At 70.4% G+C, this 23,859-nt stretch carries 28 protein-coding genes; 14 read left to right on the forward strand and 14 right to left on the reverse strand.

The annotated features are described in order from the left end of the window. Position 1: 1 nt before the first annotated feature. Together Q0581_RS02380 and Q0581_RS02385 are read right to left on the reverse strand one after the other, a co-directional pair. Positions 2 to 1,480 carry a DUF2793 domain-containing protein gene (locus tag Q0581_RS02380; protein WP_298697246.1) on the reverse strand — a complete coding sequence of 493 codons (1,479 nt, stop codon included), beginning with the start codon at positions 1,478 to 1,480 and terminating at the stop codon, positions 2 to 4. A gap of 143 nt (positions 1,481 to 1,623) precedes the next feature. Beyond that, on the reverse strand, positions 1,624 to 2,097 hold the full coding sequence (locus Q0581_RS02385) for a DUF4112 domain-containing protein (protein ID WP_298697248.1): 474 nt from the start codon (positions 2,095 to 2,097) through the stop codon (positions 1,624 to 1,626). A gap of 67 nt (positions 2,098 to 2,164) precedes the next feature. Here Q0581_RS02385 and Q0581_RS02390 point away from each other — a divergent pair, with 67 nt between their 5' ends. Further along, the gene (locus tag Q0581_RS02390) at positions 2,165 to 3,100 is read left to right on the forward strand and encodes an endonuclease/exonuclease/phosphatase family protein (RefSeq protein WP_298697249.1); all 936 of its coding nucleotides are present in this window, start codon (positions 2,165 to 2,167) and stop codon (positions 3,098 to 3,100) included. On the opposite strand, the gene Q0581_RS02395 is transcribed toward Q0581_RS02390, so the two are convergent. From Q0581_RS02395 to Q0581_RS02420, 6 genes are read right to left on the reverse strand one after another with little or no spacing between them, the layout of a single operon-like run. Then, on the reverse strand, positions 3,075 to 4,295 hold the full coding sequence (locus Q0581_RS02395) for a CCA tRNA nucleotidyltransferase (protein ID WP_298697250.1): 1,221 nt from the start codon (positions 4,293 to 4,295) through the stop codon (positions 3,075 to 3,077). The genes Q0581_RS02390 and Q0581_RS02395 overlap by 26 nt on opposite strands. After that, positions 4,292 to 4,948, reverse strand: coding sequence for a CoA pyrophosphatase (locus Q0581_RS02400; RefSeq protein WP_298697251.1), 657 nt, complete (start codon positions 4,946 to 4,948; stop codon positions 4,292 to 4,294). The genes Q0581_RS02395 and Q0581_RS02400 overlap by 4 nt, the downstream gene beginning before the upstream one ends. Next, positions 4,945 to 5,499, reverse strand: coding sequence for a DUF1285 domain-containing protein (locus tag Q0581_RS02405; RefSeq protein WP_298697252.1), 555 nt, complete (start codon positions 5,497 to 5,499; stop codon positions 4,945 to 4,947). Before Q0581_RS02405 ends, Q0581_RS02400 begins: the two co-directional genes overlap by 4 nt. A gap of 40 nt (positions 5,500 to 5,539) precedes the next feature. After that, positions 5,540 to 6,034 (reverse strand): N-acetyltransferase, encoded by a 495-nt coding sequence (locus tag Q0581_RS02410; protein WP_298697253.1) that lies wholly within the window; start codon positions 6,032 to 6,034, stop codon positions 5,540 to 5,542. A 34-nt stretch (positions 6,035 to 6,068) separates the two neighbouring features. Beyond that, positions 6,069 to 6,839 (reverse strand): enoyl-CoA hydratase, encoded by a 771-nt coding sequence (locus tag Q0581_RS02415; protein WP_298697254.1) that lies wholly within the window; start codon positions 6,837 to 6,839, stop codon positions 6,069 to 6,071. Next, positions 6,836 to 7,903, reverse strand: coding sequence for an MBL fold metallo-hydrolase (locus Q0581_RS02420; protein ID WP_298697255.1), 1,068 nt, complete (start codon positions 7,901 to 7,903; stop codon positions 6,836 to 6,838). Before Q0581_RS02420 ends, Q0581_RS02415 begins: the two co-directional genes overlap by 4 nt. Before the next feature lie 136 nt (positions 7,904 to 8,039). Here Q0581_RS02420 and Q0581_RS02425 point away from each other — a divergent pair, with 136 nt between their 5' ends. From Q0581_RS02425 to Q0581_RS02440, 4 genes are all read left to right on the forward strand, one after another. After that, on the forward strand, positions 8,040 to 9,011 hold the full coding sequence (locus Q0581_RS02425; protein WP_298697256.1) for a hypothetical protein: 972 nt from the start codon (positions 8,040 to 8,042) through the stop codon (positions 9,009 to 9,011). Between the two features lie 103 nt (positions 9,012 to 9,114). Continuing rightward, on the forward strand, positions 9,115 to 9,918 hold the full coding sequence (locus Q0581_RS02430) for an exodeoxyribonuclease III (protein WP_298697257.1): 804 nt from the start codon (positions 9,115 to 9,117) through the stop codon (positions 9,916 to 9,918). Positions 9,919 to 9,921: 3 nt separating this feature from the next. Next, positions 9,922 to 10,437 (forward strand): hypothetical protein, encoded by a 516-nt coding sequence (locus Q0581_RS02435; protein WP_298697258.1) that lies wholly within the window; start codon positions 9,922 to 9,924, stop codon positions 10,435 to 10,437. A gap of 60 nt (positions 10,438 to 10,497) precedes the next feature. Continuing rightward, positions 10,498 to 11,403, forward strand: a complete 906-nt coding sequence (locus Q0581_RS02440; RefSeq protein ID WP_298697259.1) for a cobalamin biosynthesis protein CbiG — start codon at positions 10,498 to 10,500, stop codon at positions 11,401 to 11,403. A gap of 28 nt (positions 11,404 to 11,431) precedes the next feature. On the opposite strand, the gene purD is transcribed toward Q0581_RS02440, so the two are convergent. Further along, positions 11,432 to 12,721: a phosphoribosylamine--glycine ligase gene (purD, locus tag Q0581_RS02445; protein WP_298697260.1), complete on the reverse strand. Its 1,290-nt coding sequence runs from the start codon at positions 12,719 to 12,721 to the stop codon at positions 11,432 to 11,434. Positions 12,722 to 12,805: 84 nt separating this feature from the next. Then, the gene (locus Q0581_RS02450; protein ID WP_298697261.1) at positions 12,806 to 12,961 is read right to left on the reverse strand and encodes a hypothetical protein; all 156 of its coding nucleotides are present in this window, start codon (positions 12,959 to 12,961) and stop codon (positions 12,806 to 12,808) included. 65 nt (positions 12,962 to 13,026) lie between these two features. Between Q0581_RS02450 and xseA the strand changes: the two genes are divergently transcribed. From xseA to Q0581_RS02470, 4 genes are all read left to right on the forward strand, one after another. Then, positions 13,027 to 14,634 (forward strand): exodeoxyribonuclease VII large subunit, encoded by a 1,608-nt coding sequence (gene xseA, locus Q0581_RS02455; protein ID WP_298697262.1) that lies wholly within the window; start codon positions 13,027 to 13,029, stop codon positions 14,632 to 14,634. Positions 14,635 to 14,698: 64 nt separating this feature from the next. Beyond that, a complete protein-coding gene (locus tag Q0581_RS02460) occupies positions 14,699 to 14,902 on the forward strand; it encodes a DUF2093 domain-containing protein (protein WP_298697281.1) in 204 nt (67 codons plus the stop codon). Next, complete coding sequence (locus Q0581_RS02465; protein WP_298697264.1) at positions 14,899 to 15,777, forward strand: M23 family metallopeptidase; 879 nt, start codon at positions 14,899 to 14,901, stop codon at positions 15,775 to 15,777. The genes Q0581_RS02460 and Q0581_RS02465 overlap by 4 nt, the downstream gene beginning before the upstream one ends. Positions 15,778 to 15,871: 94 nt before the next feature. Continuing rightward, complete coding sequence (locus Q0581_RS02470; protein ID WP_298697265.1) at positions 15,872 to 16,390, forward strand: response regulator; 519 nt, start codon at positions 15,872 to 15,874, stop codon at positions 16,388 to 16,390. Here the strand turns inward: Q0581_RS02470 and Q0581_RS02475 are convergent. Beyond that, positions 16,354 to 17,262: a lipid A biosynthesis acyltransferase gene (locus Q0581_RS02475; RefSeq protein ID WP_298697267.1), complete on the reverse strand. Its 909-nt coding sequence runs from the start codon at positions 17,260 to 17,262 to the stop codon at positions 16,354 to 16,356. The genes Q0581_RS02470 and Q0581_RS02475 overlap by 37 nt on opposite strands. Positions 17,263 to 17,275: 13 nt before the next feature. Then, complete coding sequence (locus Q0581_RS02480) at positions 17,276 to 18,046, reverse strand: SDR family NAD(P)-dependent oxidoreductase (RefSeq protein WP_298697269.1); 771 nt, start codon at positions 18,044 to 18,046, stop codon at positions 17,276 to 17,278. Between the two features lie 98 nt (positions 18,047 to 18,144). Here Q0581_RS02480 and Q0581_RS02485 point away from each other — a divergent pair, with 98 nt between their 5' ends. The 5 genes from Q0581_RS02485 (at position 18,145) to Q0581_RS02505 (ending at position 22,451) form a co-directional block, all read left to right on the forward strand. After that, positions 18,145 to 19,419: an EAL domain-containing protein gene (locus Q0581_RS02485; RefSeq protein WP_298697271.1), complete on the forward strand. Its 1,275-nt coding sequence runs from the start codon at positions 18,145 to 18,147 to the stop codon at positions 19,417 to 19,419. A 62-nt stretch (positions 19,420 to 19,481) separates the two neighbouring features. Next, positions 19,482 to 20,084, forward strand: coding sequence for a hypothetical protein (locus Q0581_RS02490; protein ID WP_298697273.1), 603 nt, complete (start codon positions 19,482 to 19,484; stop codon positions 20,082 to 20,084). A 45-nt stretch (positions 20,085 to 20,129) separates the two neighbouring features. After that, entirely contained in the window at positions 20,130 to 20,999 is an 870-nt protein-coding gene (locus Q0581_RS02495) for a TIGR01459 family HAD-type hydrolase (protein WP_298697275.1), read from the forward strand. 47 nt (positions 21,000 to 21,046) lie between these two features. After that, complete coding sequence (locus Q0581_RS02500) at positions 21,047 to 21,499, forward strand: MaoC family dehydratase (protein ID WP_298697284.1); 453 nt, start codon at positions 21,047 to 21,049, stop codon at positions 21,497 to 21,499. Between the two features lies 1 nt (position 21,500). Further along, positions 21,501 to 22,451 (forward strand): bifunctional riboflavin kinase/FAD synthetase, encoded by a 951-nt coding sequence (locus Q0581_RS02505; RefSeq protein ID WP_298697276.1) that lies wholly within the window; start codon positions 21,501 to 21,503, stop codon positions 22,449 to 22,451. Here the strand turns inward: Q0581_RS02505 and Q0581_RS02510 are convergent. Together Q0581_RS02510 and Q0581_RS02515 are read right to left on the reverse strand one after the other, a co-directional pair. Next, positions 22,432 to 22,965, reverse strand: a complete 534-nt coding sequence (locus Q0581_RS02510; protein ID WP_298697278.1) for a DUF3828 domain-containing protein — start codon at positions 22,963 to 22,965, stop codon at positions 22,432 to 22,434. The genes Q0581_RS02505 and Q0581_RS02510 overlap by 20 nt on opposite strands. A 57-nt stretch (positions 22,966 to 23,022) precedes the next feature. Continuing rightward, positions 23,023 to 23,649: a DUF3828 domain-containing protein gene (locus Q0581_RS02515; protein WP_298697279.1), complete on the reverse strand. Its 627-nt coding sequence runs from the start codon at positions 23,647 to 23,649 to the stop codon at positions 23,023 to 23,025. Positions 23,650 to 23,859 lie beyond the last annotated feature (210 nt).

A 23,859-nucleotide genomic window follows, 5' to 3' on the forward strand; every position in this document is an offset into this window, starting at 1 on the left:
GTCACCCGATGGCCGTCAGCAGGATGACGCCCGGCGCGCCCGTTCCGCCCTGGCCGGCGCCGGACATGCCCGCCCCCCCGCCGCCGCCGCCCGCGCCGAAGGATCCGCCCGCGCCGCCGTTGCGCCCGGCGCTCGTCGTGGCCGCTCCACCGCCGCCGCCGCCGCCGGCCCGCGACAGATCCGGCAGACTGGAGCTTGATCCGGCGCCGCCGGCCGCGCCGGACCCGGCCGAACCACCCGACGCCGCAACCCGCAAGGCTGCCCCCTGCCCGCCCACGCCGCCGTCCTGGGCCGTCGTGCCGCTGTCCAGGCCGCCGCCGGCGCCGCCTCCGCCCGGTCCGGCCAGGCCCGCCTGGCCTGCGCCGCCCGTCGCATTGGACGCCGAGGCGCCGCCTGACGCCCCGATCACATCGCCCTGTCCGCCTGCGCCCGCCAGGCCCGAGCTGGATGTACCGCCCGCCCCGCCCTTGCCGCCGCGCGCCGTCAGAATGGCGACCCCGCCCAGGGTCAGCCGGCTGTCGCCGCCGTCCGCTCCCGCGCCGCCCGATAGGGTCGCTCCGGCCCCGCCCGCGCCGATCACCGCCGCCAGACCGGCCGACACGGCGGACGCGGGCAGAATGGCCTGGCTGATACCGCCCGCTCCGCCGCCGCCGCCGCCGAACCGCGCCAGGCCCGCCCAGCCCATCAGACCGCCGCCGCCACCGCCGCCGCCGCCGATCACGCTGGCCGCCACCCAGCGGGCCCAGGCCGGCGGCGTCCACGATCCATTGGCGGTCAGGGCCGTGGTCTCGGCCCGGCCGCAGCCCTTGGGAAACCGCGCCACGCCGGTGGCGGCTTCGACCACCATCACATCCGTCCAGGCGGCGCCATTGGGGCTGACCTTCAGCGTCAGGTCGTCATTGCCCACCAGGCCCAGCTCGGCCCGACCGCTCCAGCCGCTCTGGAACAGCAGCGACAGGGTGTTGCCCGCCGCCGACTTGTTCAGGGTGTAGCGCAGGTCTCCATCCCCGCCTTCGCCCGTTCCGCGCGCCGTCCACAGGGCCTTGTTCAACTTGGCCGAAAAGGGATTGGTCGCATCCGCCGTCGTGCCCAGGCCCAGACGGGTCAGGCTCTGCAGCTCAGTGGGCGTTCCGCCAAGAGGCGCCCAGTCGCCGTCCAGCCGCGCCAGCAGGCCGGCTTCGTCGATCACCACGGCGGCCATGCCCTCGGGCGCGGGCACGGCGCTCCAGGCCCCGGCCTCGAACCGCATAAGGGCGCCGGCCGGACGCCCGCCCCAGGCGGCGCCGGTAGCGTCGGCGGGCAGGATGTACAGGTCGCCGTCGGACGGATCGCCCGGCTGGTCCGCACGGCTGCGGCTGATCACCGCCGTCTGGGCCAGGACGTCCAGCCGGGTCAGCGCCTCGTTCAGCGTCACATGTTTCTGCATCTGCCCGGCCGCCAGATAGGGCAGGCCCAGCCGGGCGGTTTGGTCGTCGCTCATTCCGATCTCCGTCATTGGACGAAGACCAGCATCCGGCGCGGCGAAGCCCAGGCGCGTCGAAGCGGCCGGGCGAAACGGATCCGGGTTTCAGTTCAGGGGCTTGCCCCCGCCAGGACGCGCAATCCGGCGGCCGGGCGCGGCAGTCAGTCGTGCAGATAGACGATGCGGCGTTTCTTGGGATCGGCTCGCATGTCGGCCACATGGCGTTCGTGATCGCCGCTGTCGCGGGCCTGGCGCTCGTTGGCTTCGACCCAGTGAGTGCTTTCGATGTCCTTCTGCAGGGCGCGGGCGGCCATGCCGTGTCCCTGGAAGAAGAAGTCCAGCACGTCGGACGCTACCGGTACGGCCTCGCCCCCCACCGTCAGCACCGTGTCCACGCCCAGATAGGTCATCATGCGCAAGACCGTGGACGGCGACGCCCTGGCCTTCATGGCCTGGACCAGCAGCCAGGCCGCCGCCCCGACCGTATAGGCCGAGCCGACCACCGGCACCCAGGTCAGAAGGCCGTCCAGGCCCACGCCGAACGGCCCGGCGCCCACCGCGCGGTCGGACAGCTTGCGCACGCCCTCGACATTGGACCAGATCTTCTCGATATCGCCGATGCTGCGCCTGGCCATGCGGCCTCCTTGTTCACAGACATGTTTAACGCCACCGTCCGACCAGCGTTCACCGAGATCGTCGCCGATGTCCATCCTTAGTCTTCTGTTGCGACTGGCGCTGATCGGTATGGCCGCGGCCCTGGCGACCACGGCCGCAGCGGCCTTCAGCGGCTTCGGCCACCGCTGGGCGGACATTCTGGCCCAGTTCGCGGCCCCGGCCTTCGCCGGTGCGGTGGGGATCACCGCGGCGGCCCTGTTCGTCGGCGATCGCGTCGCGACGGCCGCCTGCGCCCTGTGCCTGGCCCTGACGGCCGGGGCCGCCTGGCCTCAGTGGTTCCCCGCGCGCCCGCAAACGGCCGACGGACCGTCCGTGCGGCTGTACTCGGCCAATGTCTGGGTCAGGAACAGCGACGCAGAGGCCCTGGGCCATTCGATCGCGGCGGCCGCCCCGGACGTGGTGGTGCTGCTGGAGGTCAACGACGCCATGTTCGCCCGGCTGGACCAGGCCCTGCCCGACCATCCGCACCGCGCGGTGTCCCAGCACATGTCCTTCCGCGGCCCGGTGCGACAGCTGGTGGCCTCACGCACGCCCCTGCGCCGGATAACGGGCGAACCCGCCCCGTTGGGGATCGCCGCGCGGGTCGAGACGGCCCTGGGGCCGGTCACCGTCGTTCCGACCCACCTGACCCGCCCCTGGCCCTTCCAGATTCAGTGGGAGCAGATCCGTCAGGCCGCGACCCAGACGGCTTTCGCGCGCGCGACCGATGGGTCGGTCATCCTGGCGGGGGATTTCAACAGCGTCTCGACCGCCCGCATCGGCCGCCAGATTCGCGCCGACGGCGGCGCAACGCCCGCGCCCGGCTGGCCCGGCACCTGGCCCGCCTTCCTGCCCGCGCCGTTCCGCATGACCATCGATCAGGTCTATGTGTCCCGGGATCTGGCGGTGGCGGATCGCCGCCTGGGCCGGGCCAACGGCTCGGACCACAGCCCGGTGATCACCGAGATCCGCCGCGCCCGCTGATCAGGGCCTTCAGCCGTTCCGCATGCCCATCGGCCGGGAAGTCGGCGGCGATCCAGTCGTCTTCGAACGCCTTCAGCAACCGCCCCGTCTCCGGCCCCGGCGACACGCCCAGGGCCGCGACCTCACGCCCGCCCACGGGCATGCGCGGCGCCGTCCAGTCCGCCGCCACCGCCCGCGCCGCCGCCAGCTCTGACGGCGCAGCGCCCGCCGCCTGGCGCCGCATCAGCCGGTCCGACACCGCCCGTCCGCCCAGGCGATAGACCGCCGCCCGCGCCGCCTGGGCCGTCAGGTCGCCAGCCAAGGCCCCATCGTCCACCGCCGCGACCAGCCGGTCGCGCAGGGCGTTGGACAGCCTCAAACCCGCCGCCGCCGCCCGCACCGCTTCCGCATCAGCCGGCAACAGGACCGACAGGCGCAGGGCCGGATCGTCGCTGATCGCGCACATGGCCTCGAACAGGCTCAGCCCCACATGGTCGGGCAGGACGCGCGCCAACACCCCCGCCCCGGCCATCGCCCGCATCGCCGGACGCGGATCGGGCGCCGCCAACAACTTCAGCAGCTCGGCCGACACCCGCTCGGCCGACAACCCCTCGATCAGGGCGTTCAGGCGGGTGCAGGCGTCCAGCCCCGCCGCATCGGGCGCCCCCTGCCCGAAATGGGCGAAGAAACGGAAGAAACGCAGAATCCGCAGGGCGTCCTCGCGGATGCGGGTCTCGGCGTCGCCGACGAACACGATCCAGCCCGCCCGCGCGTCCTCGACCCCCTGCCCGGTCGGATCGAAGATCGCGCCGGTCCGGTCGGCGTAAAGGGCGTTCAGCCGGAAGTCCCGCCGCGCCGCATCCTCGGCCCAGTCCTGGGTGAAGGCGACCACGGCGCGGCGCCCGTCCGTCTCCACATCGCGGCGCAGGGTGGTGACCTCATAGGGCCGCTTGGACGACACCACTGTCACCGTGCCATGCTCGATGCCCGTGGGCACGGGCTTCAGCCCCGCCGCCCGAGCCGCCGCCACGACCCGGTCGGGCGTCAGACGGGTGGCGATGTCGATGTCGTCGGCGGCGCGCCCGATCAGGCTGTTTCGCACACAGCCGCCGACGAAGCGGGCGCAGTCGGGGCCGCCCTCGGCCTCCAGCGCGTCCATGACCGCCACGGTGCGCGGATCGTCCAGCCAGTCGACGGGCGGCAGGCGGTCGCTCACGCCGCATCCTCCGCCTCGGCCGCCCGATCGCCGTCTTCGCCGTACAGGCGCGCGTGCAGCCCCTTCAACAGCCCCGCCGTCACGCCCCAGATGTAACGTTCGTTCCACGGCATGGCCCAGAAATAGCGCCGGGCGCCGTTCATCTCATAGTGGTCGCGCCGGTGGTGGGCCGTGTCCATCAGGAAGTCCCACGGCGTCTCGAACACTTCGGCCACTTCGTCCGGCGAGGGTGTGACGATCACCGGCGGCGTGATCCATCCGACCACGGGCGTGATCAGGAAGCCCGATCCGGTCTCATACGGATCGCCCAGGCCCAGCACCTGGACCGAGGCGGGCGGCAGGGCCACCTCCTCCCAAGCCTCGCGCAGGGCGGCGTCCACGGCCGTTTCGCCGGGATCCAGCCGTCCGCCGGGAAAGGCGATCTGCCCGGTATGACTGGCCAGGCTGTCGGCGCGACGGGTCAGCAGCACGCTGGCCCCCGCTTCATGGGCCATGACCGGCGCCAGGACGGCGGCGGGCCGCAAGGGGGCGCCGTTGCGCGCCGCGCCGGGGTTCAGGTCATAGTCGGACCGCAAGGGTGCCTGGTCCGGCGACCAATCCGACACCGGCCGCAGCCGGGCGCCGAGACGCGCCTTCAGCGTCTCCAGGCTCATGCCCCCGCCTCCACGGCGCCCAGGTCGAAATCGGCGTCGCCAGACGACACGATCAGCCGCCCGTCGCGCAGGGCGGCCCGCTCGACCAGTTCATAGAAGACCGGCCGCGCGATCCGCGCCCACAGATCGGCCCGCACGCGCACGCGCGGCGCCGGTTCGCCCGTCACGGGGTCCGTCTCGACCACGATGGGAAACTCCGGTCCCGCCGCCGTCTGGTCGCCGACATCGGTGGTGAAGATCAGTTCGTCGCCGTCGCGCTCCACCGCCACGGCGCGGAACGGCAGGTCGTCGACGGTGATCTTCAGCTTCTCGACCGGGGTGACCAGATGATAGCCGTCGGGGTCTTTCCTCAGCACCGTCGAGAACAGGCGCACCAGTTCGGCCCGGCCGATGGGCGAGCCTTCATGCATCCAGACACCGTCGGCGCGGATGACGATGTCGATATCGCCGCAATGGGCCGGGTTCCACAGATGCACTGGCGGCAAGCCGCGCTCGGCGCGCGCCGCCTGGGCCACGCCCGCCAGTCCCGTCTCGGAAGCCGCCTGGATCATGCGACCAGACTTAAGCCGCGCCGCGCCTTGGCGAAAGGCGTCAGACAGCCGGGGCTGTCATCCCCTCGACCGCCCGGGCCCCGACCGGCAGCCACATGATCCGGCGCGGATCGACCGGCCCCGGCAGGCGCACGTTCGGCGCCGCCGCAAAGCCGAAGCGTCTGAAATAGGGCGGATCGCCGACCAGCAGCACCCCAGCCGTCCCCATCGCCTTTGCATGGGCGACGCAGGCCGCGACCAGATCGGCGCCCAGGCCCGCCCGGCGGCTGGCGGCGTCCACCGCGATCGGCCCCAGGAACAGGGCGGGCGTCTGGCCCACCGTGATCTTCCACAACCGCACGGAACCGACGATCCGGTCGCCGTCGCGCACGACGAAGCCCGCCGCGATCCCCGCCCGTTCGCGCAGGCGTTCGGCCGTCTTGGCGAAGCGGCCGGGGCCGAAGGCGGCCAGCACCAGAGCCTCCACCGCCGCCGCATCGGCGGGGGTTTCGGCCTGGACAGGCGAAGGAGCGATCTGGGCGGCGACGTCGGTCATGAGCGCGCGCCGATAGGGCCGTTAGACGTCGTGATCAACCGCCTTTTGAAAAGTCCGGCGCCCGCTTCTGGGTGAAGGCCATGAAGGCCTCCATGGCTTCGGGGCTCTTCATCTGGCTGCCGAAGACCTCGCCCTCCTTGCGCATGATGGTCCACAGGGCCTCGGCGTCGCGCATCAGGGCCTTGGTGCGGCGGATGGAGTTGGGCGCGCGGGCCGCGATCTGGGCCGCCAGTTCGGCCGCCGTCGCCTCGACCTTATCGGCGGGAACACAGCGGTTGGCCAGGCCCCAGGCCTGGGCCGTGCGGCCGTCGATGGCCTGGCCCAGGGCGAACAGTTCGAACGCCCGCTGATGGCCGATGACCTGGGGCAGCAGCAGGGTCGAGGCCGCCTCGGGCGCCAGGGCCAGATTGACGAAGGGGGCCGACAGCAGGGCGTCTTCGGCCACCACCACCATGTCGCAATGCAGCAGCAGCGTCAGGCCGATGCCCACGGCCCGGCCCTTCACCGCCGCCACCGCCGGACGATCCAGATCGGCCAGGGCCTTCAGGAAGCGGAACACCGACAGGTCCAGCGGACCGGCCGCCTGCGCCCCCAGGGCGATGAAGTCCCCGATGTCGTTGCCGGCCGAAAAACTGTCGCCCTCGGCCCGGAACAGCAACACCCGCACAGCGTCGTCGGTGCGCGCCCGTTCGGTCGCCTCGGACAGGGCGGCATACATGGCCTGGGTGATGGCGTTCTTCTTGTCGGGCCGGTTCAGGGTGACGGTCAGGACGCCGTTGTCCAGCCGGGTTTCGATCTCGCTCATGCCGTCTTGTCCTCTTGCACGGCCGTCCACCAGACCACGCCATCGGCGTCGGTCCGGCCCAGGGCCAGTCCCTTGTTTTGCAGATAGTGCAGATGCGCCAGCGCCTCTCCGGTCGCCATGCCCAGCAGGCCGTCGCCCACCGGCCGGGCGAACAGGGCCGGAAACACGTCCACGGCCCGACTGGGCGTGCGCAGTGTCCGCAGCAGGCGTTTCAGCGCCGTCTCATGCCCGCGCGTCAGGGCCTCCAGCCGCGCATGCACCCCGGTGAACGGTTCTCCGTGCGAGGGCAACACCAGCAGGTCGGCGGGCAGTAGGGCCCGCAGTTTCGTCAGCGAATTCATCCAGTCCGCGAGCGGGTCGGCCTGCGGCTCAGTCGGCCAGACCGAGACGTTCGAGGAAATGCGCGGCAGGATCTGATCGCCCGCGATGAACACTCCGTCCGACGAACGCCATAGGCACAGATGCTCCGGGCTGTGACCATCGCCGACCACCACGCGCCAGTCGTCGCCGCCGATGCTGAGAACGTCGTCTTCCCGCACGCGCAGATAGCTGGACGGCAGGGGCGCGACCGCCTTGCCGAACAGGCCGTAGCCGGCGCTCCAGCGGTCGATCTGTTCCAAGGTCCAGCCCGCCCGGCGATAGAAGACCGCCCCGGCCGCGGGCGCCGGCCCGGCGTCGGCCACCAGCATCCGCGCCGTCACATACTCCAGCCGCGACATCAGCAGCGGCGCATCGAACCGTTCGCACAACCAGCCCGCCAGGCCGATGTGATCCGGGTGCATGTGGGTGCACAGGACGCGCGTGACGGGACGCCCGCCCAGGGGACCGGCCAGAACCGCCTCCCACCCCTCGATCGAAGCGGGTGTTCTCAGGCCCGTATCGACCACCATCCAGCCGTCGCCGTCTTCCAGCGCATAGAGATTGACGTGATCCAGCGCCATCGGCAGCGGCAGACGCAGCCACAGGACGCCCGGCGCGACCTGAACCGCCTGGCCTGGCGCGGGCGGGGCGTCACAGGGGTAGCTCAGACCCCGGGCCGGGCTGCGGGACGATCCGTCCGCCAAGTGCGTCTCCAATCAAAACGGATGGAGATAAGCCGATCCGCGGCCATGCGTCCAGCCGTCGCCGCAACTCGGTCTTGACCCGGCCCTTTCGCGGAGCCAAGGCTGCGCGCCAGTATTCCGCCCCAGGAGCAGCCCCGTGTTCAAGACCCCCCTCGCCGTCCTCAGCAGCGCCACCCTGATCTGCGCCACCCTGGCCACTCCGGGGTTCGCCCAGCAGGCGGCCGGTTCGGCCGTGCGCGGTTCGACCAGCACCCAGGAAAGCCAACAGGAGCGCGAAAACGCGCGTGAGTCGGCGCGCGGCGCCGCCGAAAACCAAGGCCGCACCCGTTCGCGTCGCATGCGGGCCGCCCCGCCGGTCGATCCCGCCGTGGCCATGGCCGAGGCTCAGGCCATCCTGACCACCGCCAACAACAGCTGCGTCCCCACTGAGGCGGCGATGATGGGACAGGACCAGGAACGCAACAAGGTCTACGAAGTGGCCTGCGCCGCCGGCACCGGCCCGGGCTATATCATCCTGGCCAAGACGCCCGCCGAACTGACGGACTGCGTGCTGCTGGCCAGCCAGGCTGATCGCGCCCGCGCCGCCAATCCCGAAGCCGAGGTGGATGTGTGCAAGCTGCCGGGCAACCAGAACCCGCTGGGCGTGATCACCGGTTACGCCCAGACCGCCGGCGTGACCTGCACCATCGACCAGGGCACGGCCATTGGTCGCAACGCCGGCAAGGATGTCTATGAGGTCGGCTGCAACGGCGTGGACGGCTACTGGGTCGAGCGCGACGACGCCGGCGTCTGGACCAAGACGGAATGCACCATCATCACCTCGCAGAACGCCGCCTGCCGGTTCACCACCACCGCCGAAATGGCCGCCAGCTTCAAGACGCGCCTGGTCGGCACGGCGGCTGACGACTGCGACGTGACCGCCGTCCGCTTCATGGGCGCCAACAACAACGGCCGCTTCTACGAAGCCAAATGCGCCGCCGAAAACACCGGTTATATCGCCCGCACCAACCTCGAAGGCGCGGTGCAGCAGGTCTATGCCTGCGCCACGGCCCAGCGCATCGGCGGCGGCTGCACCCTGACGCCGGCCACGGCCGCCAACGAAGAATAAGGCTGTCGTTCAGCCTTCGATGGACCGGCCCGGCGGGATATCCCTCCGGGCCGGTTTCGTTTTCGCCTAGACTTTCACGAACGGAGTCCTAGCCTCCGGCCCGATGCGCATCGCCACCTGGAACGTCAATTCGGTCAACGCCCGCCTGCCCACGGTGCTGGAATGGCTGGAAGCCGCGCGGCCCGACGTGGCCTGCCTGCAGGAAATCAAATGCGTCGACGAGAAATTCCCGCGCGAGGCCCTGGAAACGCTGGGTTACAACGTCGAGGTTCACGGCCAGAAGACCTATAACGGCGTCGCCATCCTGTCGAAGCACCGGCTGTCGGACGTGCGGCGCGGCCTGCCGGGCGACGACACATCGGGCGTCGAGGCCGAGGGCCCCCAGGCCCGATACCTGGAGGCGGTGGTCGAGGCGCCGCAACCGGTTCGGGTCGCCAGCATCTATCTGCCCAACGGCAATCCGATCGGCACGGCCAAGTTCGACTACAAGCTGTCCTGGTTCCGGCGCCTGCACGACCACGCCCGCGACCTGCTGGCCCTGGAGGAGCCGCTGGCCCTGTGCGGCGACTACAATGTCATTCCGACGCCCCAGGACGCCAAGAACCCCGAGGCCTGGCTGGGCGACGCCCTGTTCCAGCCCGAAAGCCGGGCGGCGCTGCGGGCGCTGAAATGGCTGGGCCTGTACGACGCGTCCGAGCTGGGCAACCAGCCGCCCGGAACCTTCACCTTCTGGGACTATCAGGCCGGGGCCTGGCAGAGGGACCACGGCATACGCATCGACTTCGCCCTGCTGTCGCCCCAGGCGGCCGATCGGTTCCGCGGCGTCGAGACGCACAAGGACGCCCGCGAAATGGACAAGCCCAGCGACCATGTGCCGGTGGTGGTCGATCTGGACCTGGGCGACTGAGCCATGGCCGAGGCGTTTCGCAACCTGCTGTTGATCGCCCTGGCCGCCGCCGCCCTGACCACGGGGGCGCTGGCCCTGGCCTGGTGGATGCAGCCGGAGCGCCGCCTACGCCGCGCCATGCTGAAGGCCCTGGGGCATGCGACCGAGGCCGAAGCCTTTGCGCCGCACGAGGGCAAGGCCGCCGCCCTGGATTTCGACCAGGGCCTGCTGGCGGTGCTGTGGGCGCGCGGGGCGCATGGGCTGGTGTATGACTTTCCCGAGGTCGAGGGTGGAGAGATCATCGTCGACGGTTGCGTCGTGGCCCGCATCCGGCGGGGCGAACAGCGCAAGGCCCTGGACGTCATGGCGCCCGAGGCCGAGCAGGTGGTCCTGCGGCTGATGTTCGCAGACGCCCGCAATCCCGAGTTCGAGCTGGGCCTGTGGAACGCCGCCGCGCCCGGCGTCGGCGGCTCGTCGGCCGAGGCCCTGCGCCTGGGCCGGCGCTGGCTGTCCCACATCGAGGCGCTGTTGAAGGCCTAGGCGCAGGGGTCTAGAAGCCCCGGCTGAATCCCTGTTTCCGCTTTCTGTCAGGAGGCCGTCGTGGCCCGCCTTTTCGACGCCTATATCGTCGCCGACTGGACCGCCGCCGAGGGCAAGAAGCTCGGCGACAACTCTTTGTGGATCGGCGTGGCCAAGCGCGATGTGCGCTTCCGCCTGTATTCCGAGACGCACAATGTGGCGACCCGCGCCGAGGGAGAGGCCCTGCTGGCGTCCATCCTGGCCGATCATCGCAAGCGCGGCGACCGGGTGCTGGTCGGGTTCGACTTCAACCTGGGCTATCCGACGGGCACGGCCGCGCGGCTGAAGCTGGACGGGACGCCGTGGCGCGCCCTGTGGTCCTTCATCGACAAAAATGTCGTCGACAAGCCGGACAACACCAACAACCGCTATCAGGTCGCGGCCAAGATGAACCGGCTGATGACCGACGAGGCCTGGCCCCTGTGGGGCGCGCCCGCCAGCCAGGCCCAGCGCTGGCTGACCACCACCAAGCCGCCCGAGGGCGCCGGCGCCGACATCCCCGAGTTCCGGGCCACCGAAGACGCGGCCCGCAAGGGCAAATTGCAGCCGAAGAGCGTCTGGCAGATGCACGGCGCCGGCGCGGTCGGCGGCCAGACCCTGGTCGGCATTCCGGCGGTGATGCGCCTGCTGGAGACCATGGGGCCATCGGCCGCCGTCTGGCCGTTCGGCACGGGGTGGCGCGAACTGGGCGCCGACGACGTCGAGCCGCTGTCGGCCCTGGTGGTCGAGGTGTGGCCGTCGCTCTACGGCGCCAAGCCCGAGGCCGGCGAGTTCAAGGACCAGGCCCAAGTCCGCGTCACGGCCGAACGCCTGGCCGCCATGGACGACGACGGAACCCTGGCCCAAGCCTTCGCCCCGCCCAAGTCCGCGACGCCGGACCTGATCGAACAGGTCGAGCAGGAAGAAGGCTGGATCCTGGGGGTATAAGGTTCCGGGGAGCTAAGGTTTTGGGCGTTTAGCCTTCGATCGACGCCTCGCGCTCCAGGGCGCGCCAGCCGATGTCGGTGCGGTGGAAGCCGCCGGGCCAGTCGATCTTGCGAATGGCGGCATAGGCGCGTTCACGCGCCTGCTGCACATCGTCGCCCAGGGCGCAGACGCTGAGCACCCGCCCGCCCGCGGCGACCAGCTGGCCGTCCTTGCGCTCGCGGGTTCCGGCGTGGAACACCTGAACATGAGGGCCGAAATCCTGGGCCGCGCCGCGGATGATCGAGCCTTCCAGCGGGCTGTCGGGATAGCCCTTGGCCGCCATGACCACGCAGATCACCGTCTGGGGCTTGAAGGCGATGGGCGGCAGACCCGAGACGTCGCCGCGCGCGCAGGCCAGCAGATAGGGCACGAAGTCGCCGTCGATCCGCATCATCAGCACCTGGCATTCCGGGTCGCCGAAACGGGCGTTGAACTCGACCACCTTGGGGCCGTCCGCCGTGGCCATCAGCCCGGCGTACAGCACGCCGCGATAGGGCAGGCCTTCGGCCGCCATGGCGCGCACCGTCGGCTGGACCACGCGGGCATCGGCCTGTTCGACCAGTTCGGGGGTGAAGACGGGCGCCGGCGAATAGGCGCCCATGCCCCCCGTGTTCGGCCCCAGGTCGCCATCGAAGGCGCGCTTGTGATCCTGGGCGCCGCCCAGCAGAACCGCCCGCTGGCCGTCGCACAGGGCGAACAGCGAGCCTTCCTCGCCGTCCATGAATTCCTCGATCACCACGCGAGCGCCGGCCGAACCGAAGCGGCCGCCCAGCATGCGTTCGATCTCGGCCTCGGCGTCCTTGCGGTCCGGGCTGATAGCCACGCCCTTGCCCGCCGCCAGGCCGTCGGCCTTGATGACATAGGGCGGCTTGAACACGTCCAGGGCCGCGCGGGCGTCCTTCAGCCGCTCATAGACGCCATATCCCGCCGTGGGGATGTCGTGCCGTTCCAGAAAGCCCTTGGCGAAGGCCTTGGAGGTTTCCAGCTGGGCCGCCTTGGCGGTGGGGCCGAAACAGGGGACGCCCGCCGCCGCCAGCCGGTCCGCCAGCCCCGCCTCCAGCGCCGATTCGGGGCCGACGACGACCAGATCGGCCTTGATCTCGCGCGCCAGGGCCGACAGTCCCTCGGCGTCCGTCACCTTCAGGTCGCGCAGTTCCCCCAGCGTCTTCATGCCCGGATTGCCGGGCGCACAGACCAGCCGCGTGCACAGCGGCGACTGCGCGATCTTCCACGCCAGGGCGTGCTCGCGCCCGCCCGATCCGACCAGAAGGATGTTCATGGCCGCGCAATGGCCTCAAGCCGGGGCGCGGTCAAGGCATGGAATGGGTGAACCCAATCCTAAGACCGGGCCTAAGGCCAGGCCCTAAAGCAGAGCGAAGAGCACATAGGCGGCGCCCGCCAGCATCACCAGAACGCCGATGGCCACCAGCGGCATGGGGCCGCCCTGACTGCGACGCGCCAGGTCGCGCTCGGGCGGGGTGGACCGGTCGGTGGGGTCGGTTTCGCGCGGATCAGCCATGCGGCGGCAACGGTTGGCGGCCCCGCCCCGTTCCCGTCCGGCCGCTTGTCCTTTAGTCTGAGGCCATGAGCCACGACTCCTATGTCTTCGAGGGCGCGGCCCCGGCCGAACCGGCGCGCGACAACAATCCGCCGCTGTCGATCTCGGAACTGTCGTTCGCGCTGAAACGCACCCTGGAGGAGCGGTTCGGCCATGTCCGGCTGCGCGGCGAGATCAGCAAGGTCAACCGCCACGCCTCGGGCCATGTCTATCTGACGCTGAAGGACGACAAGGCGGCCATCGACGGCGTGATCTGGAAAGGCTCGGTCCGCAGCCTGGGCGTCCAGCCCGAGACAGGGCTGGAGGTCATCGTCACCGGCAAGATCACCTCTTACCCCGCCCGTTCCAGCTATCAGATCGTGATCGAGACGATGGAGGCGGCCGGTGCCGGCGCCCTATTGGCCCAGTTGGAGCGGCTGAAGACGAAGCTGCGCGACGAGGGCCTGTTCGAGGCCGCGCGCAAGCACCCGATCCCGGCCTTTCCCGCGGTTATCGGCGTGGTGACCAGCCCGACCGGGGCGGTGATCCGCGACATCCTGCACCGCATCGCCGAACGCTGGCCCTGCCGGGTGATCGTCTGGCCCGTGGTGGTCCAGGGCGATGCGGCGGCGGCCCAGGTGGCGGCGGCGGTGCGCGGGTTCGACGCCCTGCCCGCCCACGGCCCCCTGCCCCGGCCTGACGTGGTGATCGTGGCGCGCGGCGGCGGCTCGGTCGAAGACCTGTGGGCGTTCAATGACGAGGCCCTGGCGCGCACGGTGGCGGCGGCGTCCGTTCCCGTGATCTCGGCCGTGGGGCACGAGACGGACACCACCCTGATCGACTTCGTGTCCGACCGACGGGCGCCGACGCCGACAGGGGCGGCCGAAATGGCCACGCCGGTGCTGGCGGACCTGAAATACGCCCTGGCCGACCTGTCGGGCCGTCTGGCGCGGGCCGGGGGGCGGCTGGTCGAGGATCGGCGCACCCGCCTGCTCGCCGCCGCGCGCGGCCTGCCGGCGCGGCCCGAGGACCTGCTGGCCCTGGCGCAGCAACGGCTGGACATGGCGGGGGGGAGATTGCGATCCAGCCTGCAAGAGAATGTCAGCGCCCATCGACACGACTTCATCACCATCGCAGGGCGCCTGAACCGGGGGCTTCTGGACGGGCGGATCGAGAACCGGCGTGACCGTCTGAACGCATCCGCCGCGCGACTGCCGCGAGCGTTGAAGACGCACACTGACGCCAAGGGACACACCCTCGCCCGCGTCACCGCCCGGCTGTCGGACGAGCCGCTGAAACGACGTCTGGACCAACGCGCCGCGCGGCTGGAAGCTGTCAGCCATCGGCTGGCACGTTGGCCCGACAATCTAGGCCGAACGACGGAACGCCTGGCCGCCCTGGCCCGCGCCCTGGGCAGTCTGGACCCCGCCAGGCCCAAGCCCGGCTTCGCCCGCGTCGAGGATGCGGACGGCGGCTGGATCACCCAGGCGGCCGGTCTGGCGCCGGGCCAGGCGGTGCGCCTGGTCTTCCCCGACGGCGCGCGCGGCGCCCGCATCGACGGCGAAGGTGGGGGCGAACCGGCCGCATCATCAGCCCCCCGTCCACGACCGGCCAAGGCCCGCCCGCCGACGCCGGGCCAGGGCGACCTGTTCTGACCGTCATCTCCCGTCAGGCGGGCAAGGCTTGGCGCACGCGCTGCGGCGCCGTTATCGTGCGGTCATGACCGATGCGACCACCCCCGGCCAGGCCACCGTCCACTATGGCGACGGCGAGTTCGTGGTGCTGAAACCCGGCCGCTATGTCACCTGTGCGGTGACGGAGCGCCCCATTCCGCTGGAGACCCTGCGCTACTGGAACCCCGAGCGTCAGGAAGCCTATATCGGCCCGATCGAGGCGCTGAGCCGCATGGGACCGATCGATTGACCGACACCCGTCGCCGCCTGCTGCTGGGAACCGGCGCCCTGATGATCGCTGGGCGGGCCGCCGCGCAGGCTTCGACACCGACACCTACGCCGGGCCTGAGCCTGAACGGCGAATGGCGCCAGGGCGGTTTCGCCTTCGGCCGCACCTGGCCGCGCGCCCTGGTGTTCGTGGACGGCGAGGCCCTGACAGCGGCGTCCGATGCGGGCCTGTTCGTCATCGGTTTCGACCGCGATGCGCCCGGTTCGGTTCAGATCGAGGCGCGGGCATCGGGCGGGCGCAACGCCCGCCGGACGCTGGACATCGCGCCGGGGCGGTTCCCGTCCACGGTCGTCAACGGCCTGCCGCCTTCGACGGTCGCGCCGTCGGACCCGGCCCTGCTGGAACGCATTCGGCAGGAGGTGCTGGTCAAGACCGAAGGCTTCGCCAGCCGGGTCGCCGGCGATGACTTCCGGGCCGGGTTCGACTGGCCCCTGGACCGGTATCGCATCACCAGCGCCTGGGGATCGCAGCGGGTGCTGAACGGTACGCCAGCGCGGCCCCACTATGGCGTCGACCTGGCCGCCCCCCAGGGCACGCCGATCAAGGCCCCGGCCGACGGCGTGGTGGCCCTGGCGCGCGCCGGCCTGCATTTCGAGGGCGGGCTGACGCTGATCGACCACGGTCAGGGGCTGATCACCGCCTATCTGCACCAGTCGCGCATCGAGGTTGAGACCGGCCAGCGCGTCCGTCGGGGTCAGGCCATCGGCCGGATCGGCATGACCGGCCGCGCCACCGGACCGCATCTGTGCTGGCGCATGAAATGGCGCGACCGCAATCTGAATCCGGCCCTGATGGTCGGGGTCAGGGCGCCGGAAATCGTTTACAATCAATCCTAAGATTACGGATTGGTCATGGTACGCTAACCATTGTCCGCCTATCGTTGAAACCTCTGCGCCAGACCATCGGCGCCCGTCTTCTGGCTTCCCCCTCATGTCGTCCCTTCAAGCCGTTCAAATCCTTCTGATCGACGACAACCAGCACATGCGGGCCATCGCCTCGGCGATCCTGCAGTCCGCCGGCATCCGTAAGGTCATCGAAGCTTCTGACGGCGGCGCCGCGCTGGAGGCCATGCGCGACCACGCCATCGACCTGGCGCTGGTCGACTTCAACATGTTCCCGCTGGACGGGGTGGAGTTCACCCGCCTGGTCCGCAACAGCCCGGACAGCGCCAACCCCTATCTGCCGATCATCATGATGACCGGCCATTCGGAAAAGAGCCGGGTGACCGAGGCGCGCGACGCCGGGGTGACCGAGTTCGTGGCCAAGCCGATCACGGCCAAGGCGGTGCTGGAACGCATTCAGGCGGTGATCCTGCGGCCCCGCCCGTTTGTGAAGGCCGACACCTATTTCGGTCCCGACCGCCGCCGGCACAACTCGGACAACTACAAGGGCCCGTTCCGGCGCGCGGCCGATCAGGGCCGCGTGGCCTCGGATTCCAGCGCCGCATAGACGGCGTCCGGCCACCGCTTGTGAACCCAGAACCAGTCGACCGGATGTTCGCGCACCCGGTCCTCGACAAAGGTCGTCACCGCCTGGACGCCGCGGGCGATGTCGGCGGACTTGTCGGCCGTGGCCGTCAGGACGATCGGCTCATGCACCGTCAGGCGAAACCGCACGCCCGGCAGGCGGGTGACCGACAGCGGCTGCAGGACCGTGCCGAACCGCAGCGCCAGGCGGCTGGGCCCCGGTGCGGCGTTCACCGGCTGGCCGAAGAAGGTCACTTCCGGGCCTTCCGAGAATTTCTGGTCGTTCATCAGGGCCACGGACTCGCCCCGCTGCATGCCCGCCAGCAGTTCGCGCGCGCCGTCGCCGCCCTTGGGCGCGAACAGCTTGACCCCATAGCGGGCGCGGTTTCGGCGGATCATGGCGTCGACATGAGGGTTGTTGGCGGCGCGATAGGTGATCTGGCACGGGATGCCCGCCGCCAGGATGGCCGCGGCCATCAGCTCGAAATTGGCCAGATGGCCCGAGACGAAGACGACGGGTTTTCCGTCTTGCCGGATGGCCTCGAACCGTTCGGCGCCGACGATCTCGATCCGGCCCGACGCGGGCGTCAGTCGATCCATCACGGCCAGTTCGGCGAAGGTGCGGCCCGTCTGTTCCCACTGATCCGCCGCCAGGCGCAGCCGCTGGGCCGGGTCCATGTCGGGAAAGGCGATGCGCAGGTTGCGCAGCACCGTGCGCTGGGTGCCGGTGCGCGGCCCCAGGGTCCGCAACAGCCAGCCGCCGAAGGCCGAGGCCCGCTCGACCCCCAGGGCGCGCAAGACGGCGATCAGCAGGCCGAAACCCGCCGCCTCGGCCCGCCAGGCCAGATCCTGCATCCGGCCGGGCCGGTCACCAGGCAATGGTGATGCCGCCGTCGACCACCAGGGTCTGGCCCGTCATGTAGGAGGCGGCCGGAGACGCCAGATAGACCGCCGCCCCGGCGATCTCGTCCGGCTGGCCCATGCGCTTCAGCGGCGCGGGATCGGTCACCTGCTTCAGCAGGTCCGGGTTCTCCCACAGATATTTGGCGAAGTCGGTCTGGATCAGGCCGGGCGCGATGCAGTTGACCCGCACGTTCGACGGCCCCCATTCCACCGCCAGGTTGCGCGCCAACTGCATGTCCGCCGCCTTGGAGATGTTGTAGGCGCCGATCAGGCTGTTGCCGCGCAGGCCGCCGATGGACGAAATGATGACGATGGCGCCGTCCTTGCGCTCCAGCATCTGGGGCGCGGCCATCTGGATCAGCCAGTGGTTCGAGACGACGTTGTTCTGAAGGATCTTGTCGAACTGCTCGTCCGAAATGCCCGCCATCGGCCCGGCATAGGGGTTGGTCGCGGCGTTGCAGACCACGATGTCGATGCGGCCCCAGGCGGCCATGGTTTCATCGACCAGACGCTGCAGATCTTCTTTCGAGGCGATGTTGGCCGGAATGGCGATGGCCCGGCCTTCGCCGTGTTTGGCGTTGATGGCGGCGGCGGCTTCGTCGCACGGGCCGGCCTTGCGCGAGGAAATGACCACGCGGGCGCCGTGTTCGGCCATGCGTTCGGCCACGGCCAGGCCGATCCCGCGCGAGGATCCGGTGATGACGGCGACCTTTCCGGTCAGATCGAACAATTGCATGGGGATTTCCTGGCGATTCGTCAGACGCACACTAGCGGTGCGTCCCTGATACCCCGATACTTGACCGATTCCACCCGGGAAGGCGTAGACCCATCCCCATGCGCAGCATCACCACGGCGTTTCTGGCGTTCGCCTATCTGTTCCTGGCCATGACGGTCGGGGTCTTCATCTGGCGCGCGGGGTTCGGCGCCGGAGCGGGCGCGGCTGGGACCATCGGAACCCTGGCCTTGTTCGGCGCGGTGCATGGGCTGATCGCCCAGATGTCGGACCGCCGCGCGCTGAAAAAGGAAATCGACCAGGTGCGCGAGGCGCATCGCCTGCTGGCCGACGCCCTGGAGGAAACCCAGGGCGCCCTGTCGGGTCTGGCCCAGGCGATCGAAAGCGGCGCCCTGAACCGCACCGAGGAACTGTCGGGCGAGGTGCGCATGCTGGAGGGCCTGGTCCAGCAGATGAACGAGACGCTGGAAGACCGTTTCCGCGCCGGACCTGTGGCCGTGTCCGATCCGGTCGAGGCCCGCCGCCAGCAACAGACCAACGCCCTGTTGCAGACCGTGCATGAGGCGCTGAGCGAAAACCGCGTCGATCTGTATCTGCAGCCGGTGGTGTCCCTGCCCCAGCGGAGGACCATCTTCTACGAAAGCTTCACCCGTCTGCGCGACGAAACCGACCGGGTCATGATGCCGGCCGAGTATCTGTCGGTGGCCGAGGGCGAGGGTCTGGCGCCGGTGATCGACAACCTGCTGCTGTTCCGCTGCGCCCAGATCGTGCGGCGGCTGGCGCGCCAGGACCGCAAGGTGGGGGTCTTCTGCAACATCGCCCTGACCAGCCTGGGGGACGAAACCTTCTTCCCGCAGTTCCTGGAGTTCCTGAGCCAGAACCGCGACCTGAACCAGGCCCTGATCTTCGAACTGGGCCAGGCGGTGTTCGAGGCGCGCGGCGCCGTCGAGGCCCGCAACATGGCCAAGCTAGCCGACCTGGGCTTCCGCTTCTCGATCGACAAGGTCCAGACCCTGGACCTGGATTTCGCCGACCTGCAACGGTCGGACGTGAAATTCATGAAGGTGGCGGCCGACCTGCTGATCGAACAGCTGCTGGATCTGGACGGCGCGGCGCCCCTGCGCTCCATGCCCGACATCCAGGCCGCCGACTTCGCCGGCCTGACGCGCCGCTACGGCATCGAACTGATCGCCGAAAAGGTCGAGAGCGAGCGTCAGGTGGTCGATATCCTGGAACTGGACATCGCCGCCGGCCAGGGTCACCTGTTCGGCGAACCGCGCGCCATCAAGGAGCAGGTGCTGGCCGAAACCGATCCGCCGCCGGAATTCCTGCGTTCGACCCTGCGCAGCGCCGAACAGCGTCGCCGTTTCGGCTGAACTGTCGTCAATCGGCAATCCTGGCCCGCTAGAGACGCCCCATCAGTATGGGAGCGTGCATCATGAAACGTCTGGTGGGATTTGCGGTGGTGATGGCGCTGGGCGCCTGCAGCCAGGCCAAGGGCGATGCGCCGCCCGCCCCGGCCGAGGCCCCTGCCGCGACCGCCGAAACGCCCCAGGCGGCGCCGTTCGACATGCAGGCCGTGCCGGTCAGCACCCGCGACCTGGGCGCCTTCCCCTTCCTGCACCTGCCCGAGGGCTTCGCCGGTCCGAACGCCACGGATCAGGCGCTGGAGATCAAATACGTCTTTCCGGGCGGCGCCCTGACCGCCGTCGAGGGGCGGTATCGGCACATCCGCGTCTATGCCGCCAAAGGCGCGCCGTGGAACGAGACCCTGCTGCTGCGCCGCCTGGAAGACCAGATCAAAACTCTTGGCGGAGTTCAGGTCTATGACGGCGCCCTGCCCGACGCCGTCGGCGCCAAGATCCGCGCCGACAATCCCCGGTTCGTCCAGGACCTCTACGACCCCTGGCCCTATCGTTTCCGCCAGTATCTGATCCGCACCGCCGACAGCCGGGTGTGGATCGAGCTGGGCTATGGCTACAACGCCGAAATGGTCGATCTGAGCATCGTTCAGGAAGACCTGGCGCCCAAGGCGAACTGATCCCGGGGGTTTCGCCCGCCGGCTCCAGAGGCTAGGTCGGCGGGCATGACCCAACCCCATCCCCTGCCCCATCTGTCGGCCGTGGCCGGCGACTATGACGTGCTGCTGTGCGACGTGTGGGGCGTGATCCACAACGGGCGCGAAAGCTGGGCCGCGCCGTGCGAGGCGTTGAGCCGCTTCAATGCGGCGGGCGGCACGGTGGTGCTGATCTCCAACTCGCCGCGCCCGGCCCATGGGATGATCCCCCAGATCGACGCCCTGGGCGTGCCGCGCACGGCGTGGCAGGGGGTGGTCACCTCGGGCGACGCCACCCGCGCCGAACTGGCCCGGCGCGCGCCCGGCCCGGCCTGGATCATCGGCCCGGGCCGCGACGAGGCCCTGAACGCCGGCACCGGCGTGACCCCGGCGACCGGCGCCCAGGACGCCGCCTTCGTCTCGGTCACCGGACCGGAAGACGACGAGACCGAAACGCCCGAGGATTACCGCGAACGCTTCATCCCGGCGGTGGAGCGGGGGCTGGAGATGATCTGCGCCAACCCCGACCGGGTGGTGCAACGCGGCGACCGGCTGATCTATTGCGGGGGCGCGCTGGCGGACATGTACGAAAGCCTGGGCGGCCGGGTGGTGATGGCGGGCAAGCCGCACGACCCGATCTATGACCTGGCCATCAAGGCGGCCGAAGACCTGCGCGGCGGGCCGATCGACCGGTCGCGCATCCTGTGCATCGGCGACGGCGTCATCACCGACGTCATGGGGGCCAACCGCCAGGGACTGGACTGTCTGTTCATCGCGCAAGGCATCCACGGCGACCAGGCGCGGGGGCCGGACGGCGCCCTGGACCCCGCCCGCGCGGCCGATCTGCTGAAGGCCGAGACCACCTACGCCCGCTACGCCGCGCTGGAACTGGCGTGGTGAGTGTGGTCAAGCGGCGCGCACGGCGCTAACACCCGCCCATGAGCAATCTGGTCCAAGCCCATCCGTCCGGCGGCTATATCCTGGATGAACTGTTCGTCGGCATGACCGCCGAGAAGCGCGTCGAGATCACCGAGGCCCGCATCGTCCAGTTCGCCGAGGCGTCCGACGACTTCAATCCCGTTCATATGGACGAGGCCTATGCCGCCAAGACCGCCTATCGCGGGCGGATCGCGCACGGCCTGCTGTCGGCCTCGGTCGGATCGGCGGTGGTGGGCACGATGCTGCCCGGCGCCGGCGCCATCTTCCTGAGCCAGACGCTGACCTTCCAGAAACCGGTGCGGATCGGCGACACCCTGATCGCGCGCGTGACGGTGGCCGAGGTCGATCCCGAAAGCGCCCGCGTGGTGCTGAAGGCCCAGGGTCTGGTGGGCGAAGACGTGGTGATGGACGGCGAGGCCCTGGTCCGTGTGCCGCGTCGGCGGCGCCCGGCGAAGGACTGACTTGTCCGCGCGCATCATCCGCGGCTGGCGCGATCTGGCGCCCGATCTGAAAGGCGCGGCCGTGGCCGTGGGCGCTTTCGACGGAGTGCATCGGGGCCATCAGGCGGTGATCGCCGACGCCGCCCGCGCGGCCGATGATCTGGGCGCGCCCCTGGGCGTCGTCAGTTTCGAGCCGCATCCGCGCCGTTTCTTTCAGCCGGACGCCGCGCCCTTCGGCCTGATGACGCCGGACCAGATGGCGGCGGCCCTGGGCGACCTGGGGGTCCAGCGCCTGTATCTGCTGCCGTTCGACGCCGAGATGGCGGGCATGAGCGACCGGGAGTTCGCCCAGCGGGTTCTGGCCGACGGCCTGGGCATACACCATGCGGCGGTCGGGTTCGACTTCACCTTCGGCAAGGGACGCACCGGCTCGCCCCAGGCGCTTGGGGCCTATGGCGCCGAGATGGGCTTCACCGTCTCCACGACCCAGAGGATCGATGACCCGGACGGACTGAAGCTGTCGTCCAGCGCGGTGCGCGAGGCGCTGAAGGCCGGGGACATGGCCCGCGCCGCCGCCATCCTGGGCCGTCCCTTCGCCATCGCCGGCGAAGTCGTCCACGGCGACAAGCGCGGGCGGACCCTGGGCACGCCCACCGCCAATGTGCCGCTGGGCGGATACATGCGGCCCGCCTTCGGCGTCTATGCGACCCGCAGCCGGTTGCCGGACGGCCGCGTCATCGACGGGGTGGCCAGCTTGGGGGTGCGGCCGATGTGGCGTACGCTAGACCCGATGCTGGAGGTCTGGCTGTTCGACTTCGACGGCGACCTGTACGGCCAGACCCTGGAGACGCAGTTGATCGCCTGGCTGCGGCCCGAGGCGACCTTTGACGGTCTGGAGGCGCTGAAGGCCCAGATCGCCGCCGACGCCGAGGCGGCGCGGGCCGTGCTGGCGATCAGTCCAGCGTCGCGATGATCCGGTCCAGCAGCGAGGTCTCGCCCGCCGGGATCACATCGGCGATCTTCCAGCTCTGGCCTTCCTGCTCCAGCTTCAGGGTCTGGGTCCGGGCCTGACCATCCACCGTGAAGGCGACCTGGGCGTCGGCCTTGAACCGTTCGGTGGGCGTGACGGTGACCGAGGTCAGGCGCACCTGGCCGTCCTGGCAGCCGCAGACCGGATCGTGGTTCAGGAACGGAACCTGGCCCTGGTTCTGGCGGAAATCGCCCCCCACGGCAGCGTTGAAGGTACGGCCATACAGGGGGTCGCGGCCCGGCGGCGGCGCCTCGCCCGCCGCATTCGCCTCATACATCGCATAGAGGGCGCGGACGAACGGCTCCGGCCCCTCGGTCGCGGCCTGATAGACGGCGGGGCGGCCCGGCGGCAGGGCGGCGGCGGCCGGCGCATCGGCCGGTTCGCCCGCATCGGGATCGGAACAGGCGCCGACGCTCAGGCCGGCGGCGACAGCAGCGATCAGGGCGAAACGGCGCATGGCGTCCTCCACTTGCTGTCGAAACTATCGACGCGAAGCCCGGCGCGGGCAAGCGCCTCAGTCGCGATCCAGCGCCTTGCCGCCCGCCTCGATCCGGGCGTTCGAGGCGGCGATGTTTTCCGCCAGCGACGGATAGCCCGGGTTCAGCACGTCATCGACGCGCCAACCCAACCGCCCGCGCTCCAGCTTCAGGACCGAGGTCTTGTCCTCCCCGGCGTTGACGAACCGCACCGTGGCCACGACCGCACCGTCGTGCGCGGTCGCCAGGGTGACGGCGCGCACCGACAGCCGTTCCCAGTCCTGGCAGTTGCAGATGGGGTCGGCGTCCAGATAGGGCAGGTCTTCGGTCGCCAGTTCGGCGTCGCGGCGGATCAAGGCGTGCATGCGCGGGGACCAGACCTGTTCGCCGGACCAGGGCCGAGCGTCGTCGCCGTCGGCATAGCTGGCGTAAAGGGCGCGCACGAAGGCTTCGGCGCCCTCGGTGGCGGACGGAGGGGCGACGACCTGCACTGCGGCCTGGGATTCGGTCTGGGCGATCAGGGTGGCGGCCTTGGGCGGCGGGGCCTCGGCCGCACGCTCACAGGCCATCAGGCCCAAACAGCAGACGACGGCGACGAAGGGCAGGCGCATGACGGGGGTCTCCGGTTCGATCCGCAGGCTGAACCGCGCCCGGCGCGCCGCCAAGCCTGCGGTTCCTGACGATCCGCGCTGGCGCCGCCCCCCCGGCCTCTGCTAGACCGCCGGAACCATGACCGTCCGCGTCGTTCGCCCGATTTCGATTAGCCGCCCGGCGTAGCGCCGCAGGGCCCGCCCCCGCGCACGCCGGGATCGAGATCGACACGCGAACGGATCATCCTTGAGACGCTGAGACTTTCCATGGCCAACGACACCCCC

This window comes from uncultured Brevundimonas sp., assembly GCF_937863155.1.
Lineage (GTDB): Bacteria > Pseudomonadota > Alphaproteobacteria > Caulobacterales > Caulobacteraceae > Brevundimonas.

Bases quoted from the DNA above. Each gene is read 5' to 3' on its own strand.
- Q0581_RS02390 (WP_298697249.1), top strand. From the start codon at position 2,165: ATGTCCATCCTTAGTCTTCTGTTGCGACTGGCGCTGATCGGTATGGCC.
- Q0581_RS02490 (WP_298697273.1), top strand. From the start codon at position 19,482: ATGAAACGTCTGGTGGGATTTGCGGTGGTGATGGCGCTGGGCGCCTGC.
- Q0581_RS02450 (WP_298697261.1), bottom strand. From the start codon at position 12,961: ATGGCTGATCCGCGCGAAACCGACCCCACCGACCGGTCCACCCCGCCC.
- Q0581_RS02400 (WP_298697251.1), bottom strand. From the start codon at position 4,948: ATGAGCCTGGAGACGCTGAAGGCGCGTCTCGGCGCCCGGCTGCGGCCG.
- purD (WP_298697260.1), bottom strand. From the start codon at position 12,721: ATGAACATCCTTCTGGTCGGATCGGGCGGGCGCGAGCACGCCCTGGCG.
- Q0581_RS02430 (WP_298697257.1), top strand. From the start codon at position 9,115: ATGCGCATCGCCACCTGGAACGTCAATTCGGTCAACGCCCGCCTGCCC.
- Q0581_RS02480 (WP_298697269.1), bottom strand. From the start codon at position 18,046: ATGCAATTGTTCGATCTGACCGGAAAGGTCGCCGTCATCACCGGATCC.
- Q0581_RS02385 (WP_298697248.1), bottom strand. From the start codon at position 2,097: ATGGCCAGGCGCAGCATCGGCGATATCGAGAAGATCTGGTCCAATGTC.
- Q0581_RS02415 (WP_298697254.1), bottom strand. From the start codon at position 6,839: ATGAGCGAGATCGAAACCCGGCTGGACAACGGCGTCCTGACCGTCACC.
- Q0581_RS02495 (WP_298697275.1), top strand. From the start codon at position 20,130: ATGACCCAACCCCATCCCCTGCCCCATCTGTCGGCCGTGGCCGGCGAC.
- Q0581_RS02380 (WP_298697246.1), bottom strand. From the start codon at position 1,480: ATGAGCGACGACCAAACCGCCCGGCTGGGCCTGCCCTATCTGGCGGCC.
- Q0581_RS02435 (WP_298697258.1), top strand. From the start codon at position 9,922: ATGGCCGAGGCGTTTCGCAACCTGCTGTTGATCGCCCTGGCCGCCGCC.
- Q0581_RS02510 (WP_298697278.1), bottom strand. From the start codon at position 22,965: ATGCGCCGTTTCGCCCTGATCGCTGCTGTCGCCGCCGGCCTGAGCGTC.
- Q0581_RS02470 (WP_298697265.1), top strand. From the start codon at position 15,872: ATGTCGTCCCTTCAAGCCGTTCAAATCCTTCTGATCGACGACAACCAG.
- xseA (WP_298697262.1), top strand. From the start codon at position 13,027: ATGAGCCACGACTCCTATGTCTTCGAGGGCGCGGCCCCGGCCGAACCG.
- Q0581_RS02410 (WP_298697253.1), bottom strand. From the start codon at position 6,034: ATGACCGACGTCGCCGCCCAGATCGCTCCTTCGCCTGTCCAGGCCGAA.
- Q0581_RS02485 (WP_298697271.1), top strand. From the start codon at position 18,145: ATGCGCAGCATCACCACGGCGTTTCTGGCGTTCGCCTATCTGTTCCTG.
- Q0581_RS02405 (WP_298697252.1), bottom strand. From the start codon at position 5,499: ATGATCCAGGCGGCTTCCGAGACGGGACTGGCGGGCGTGGCCCAGGCG.
- Q0581_RS02460 (WP_298697281.1), top strand. From the start codon at position 14,699: ATGACCGATGCGACCACCCCCGGCCAGGCCACCGTCCACTATGGCGAC.
- Q0581_RS02475 (WP_298697267.1), bottom strand. From the start codon at position 17,262: ATGCAGGATCTGGCCTGGCGGGCCGAGGCGGCGGGTTTCGGCCTGCTG.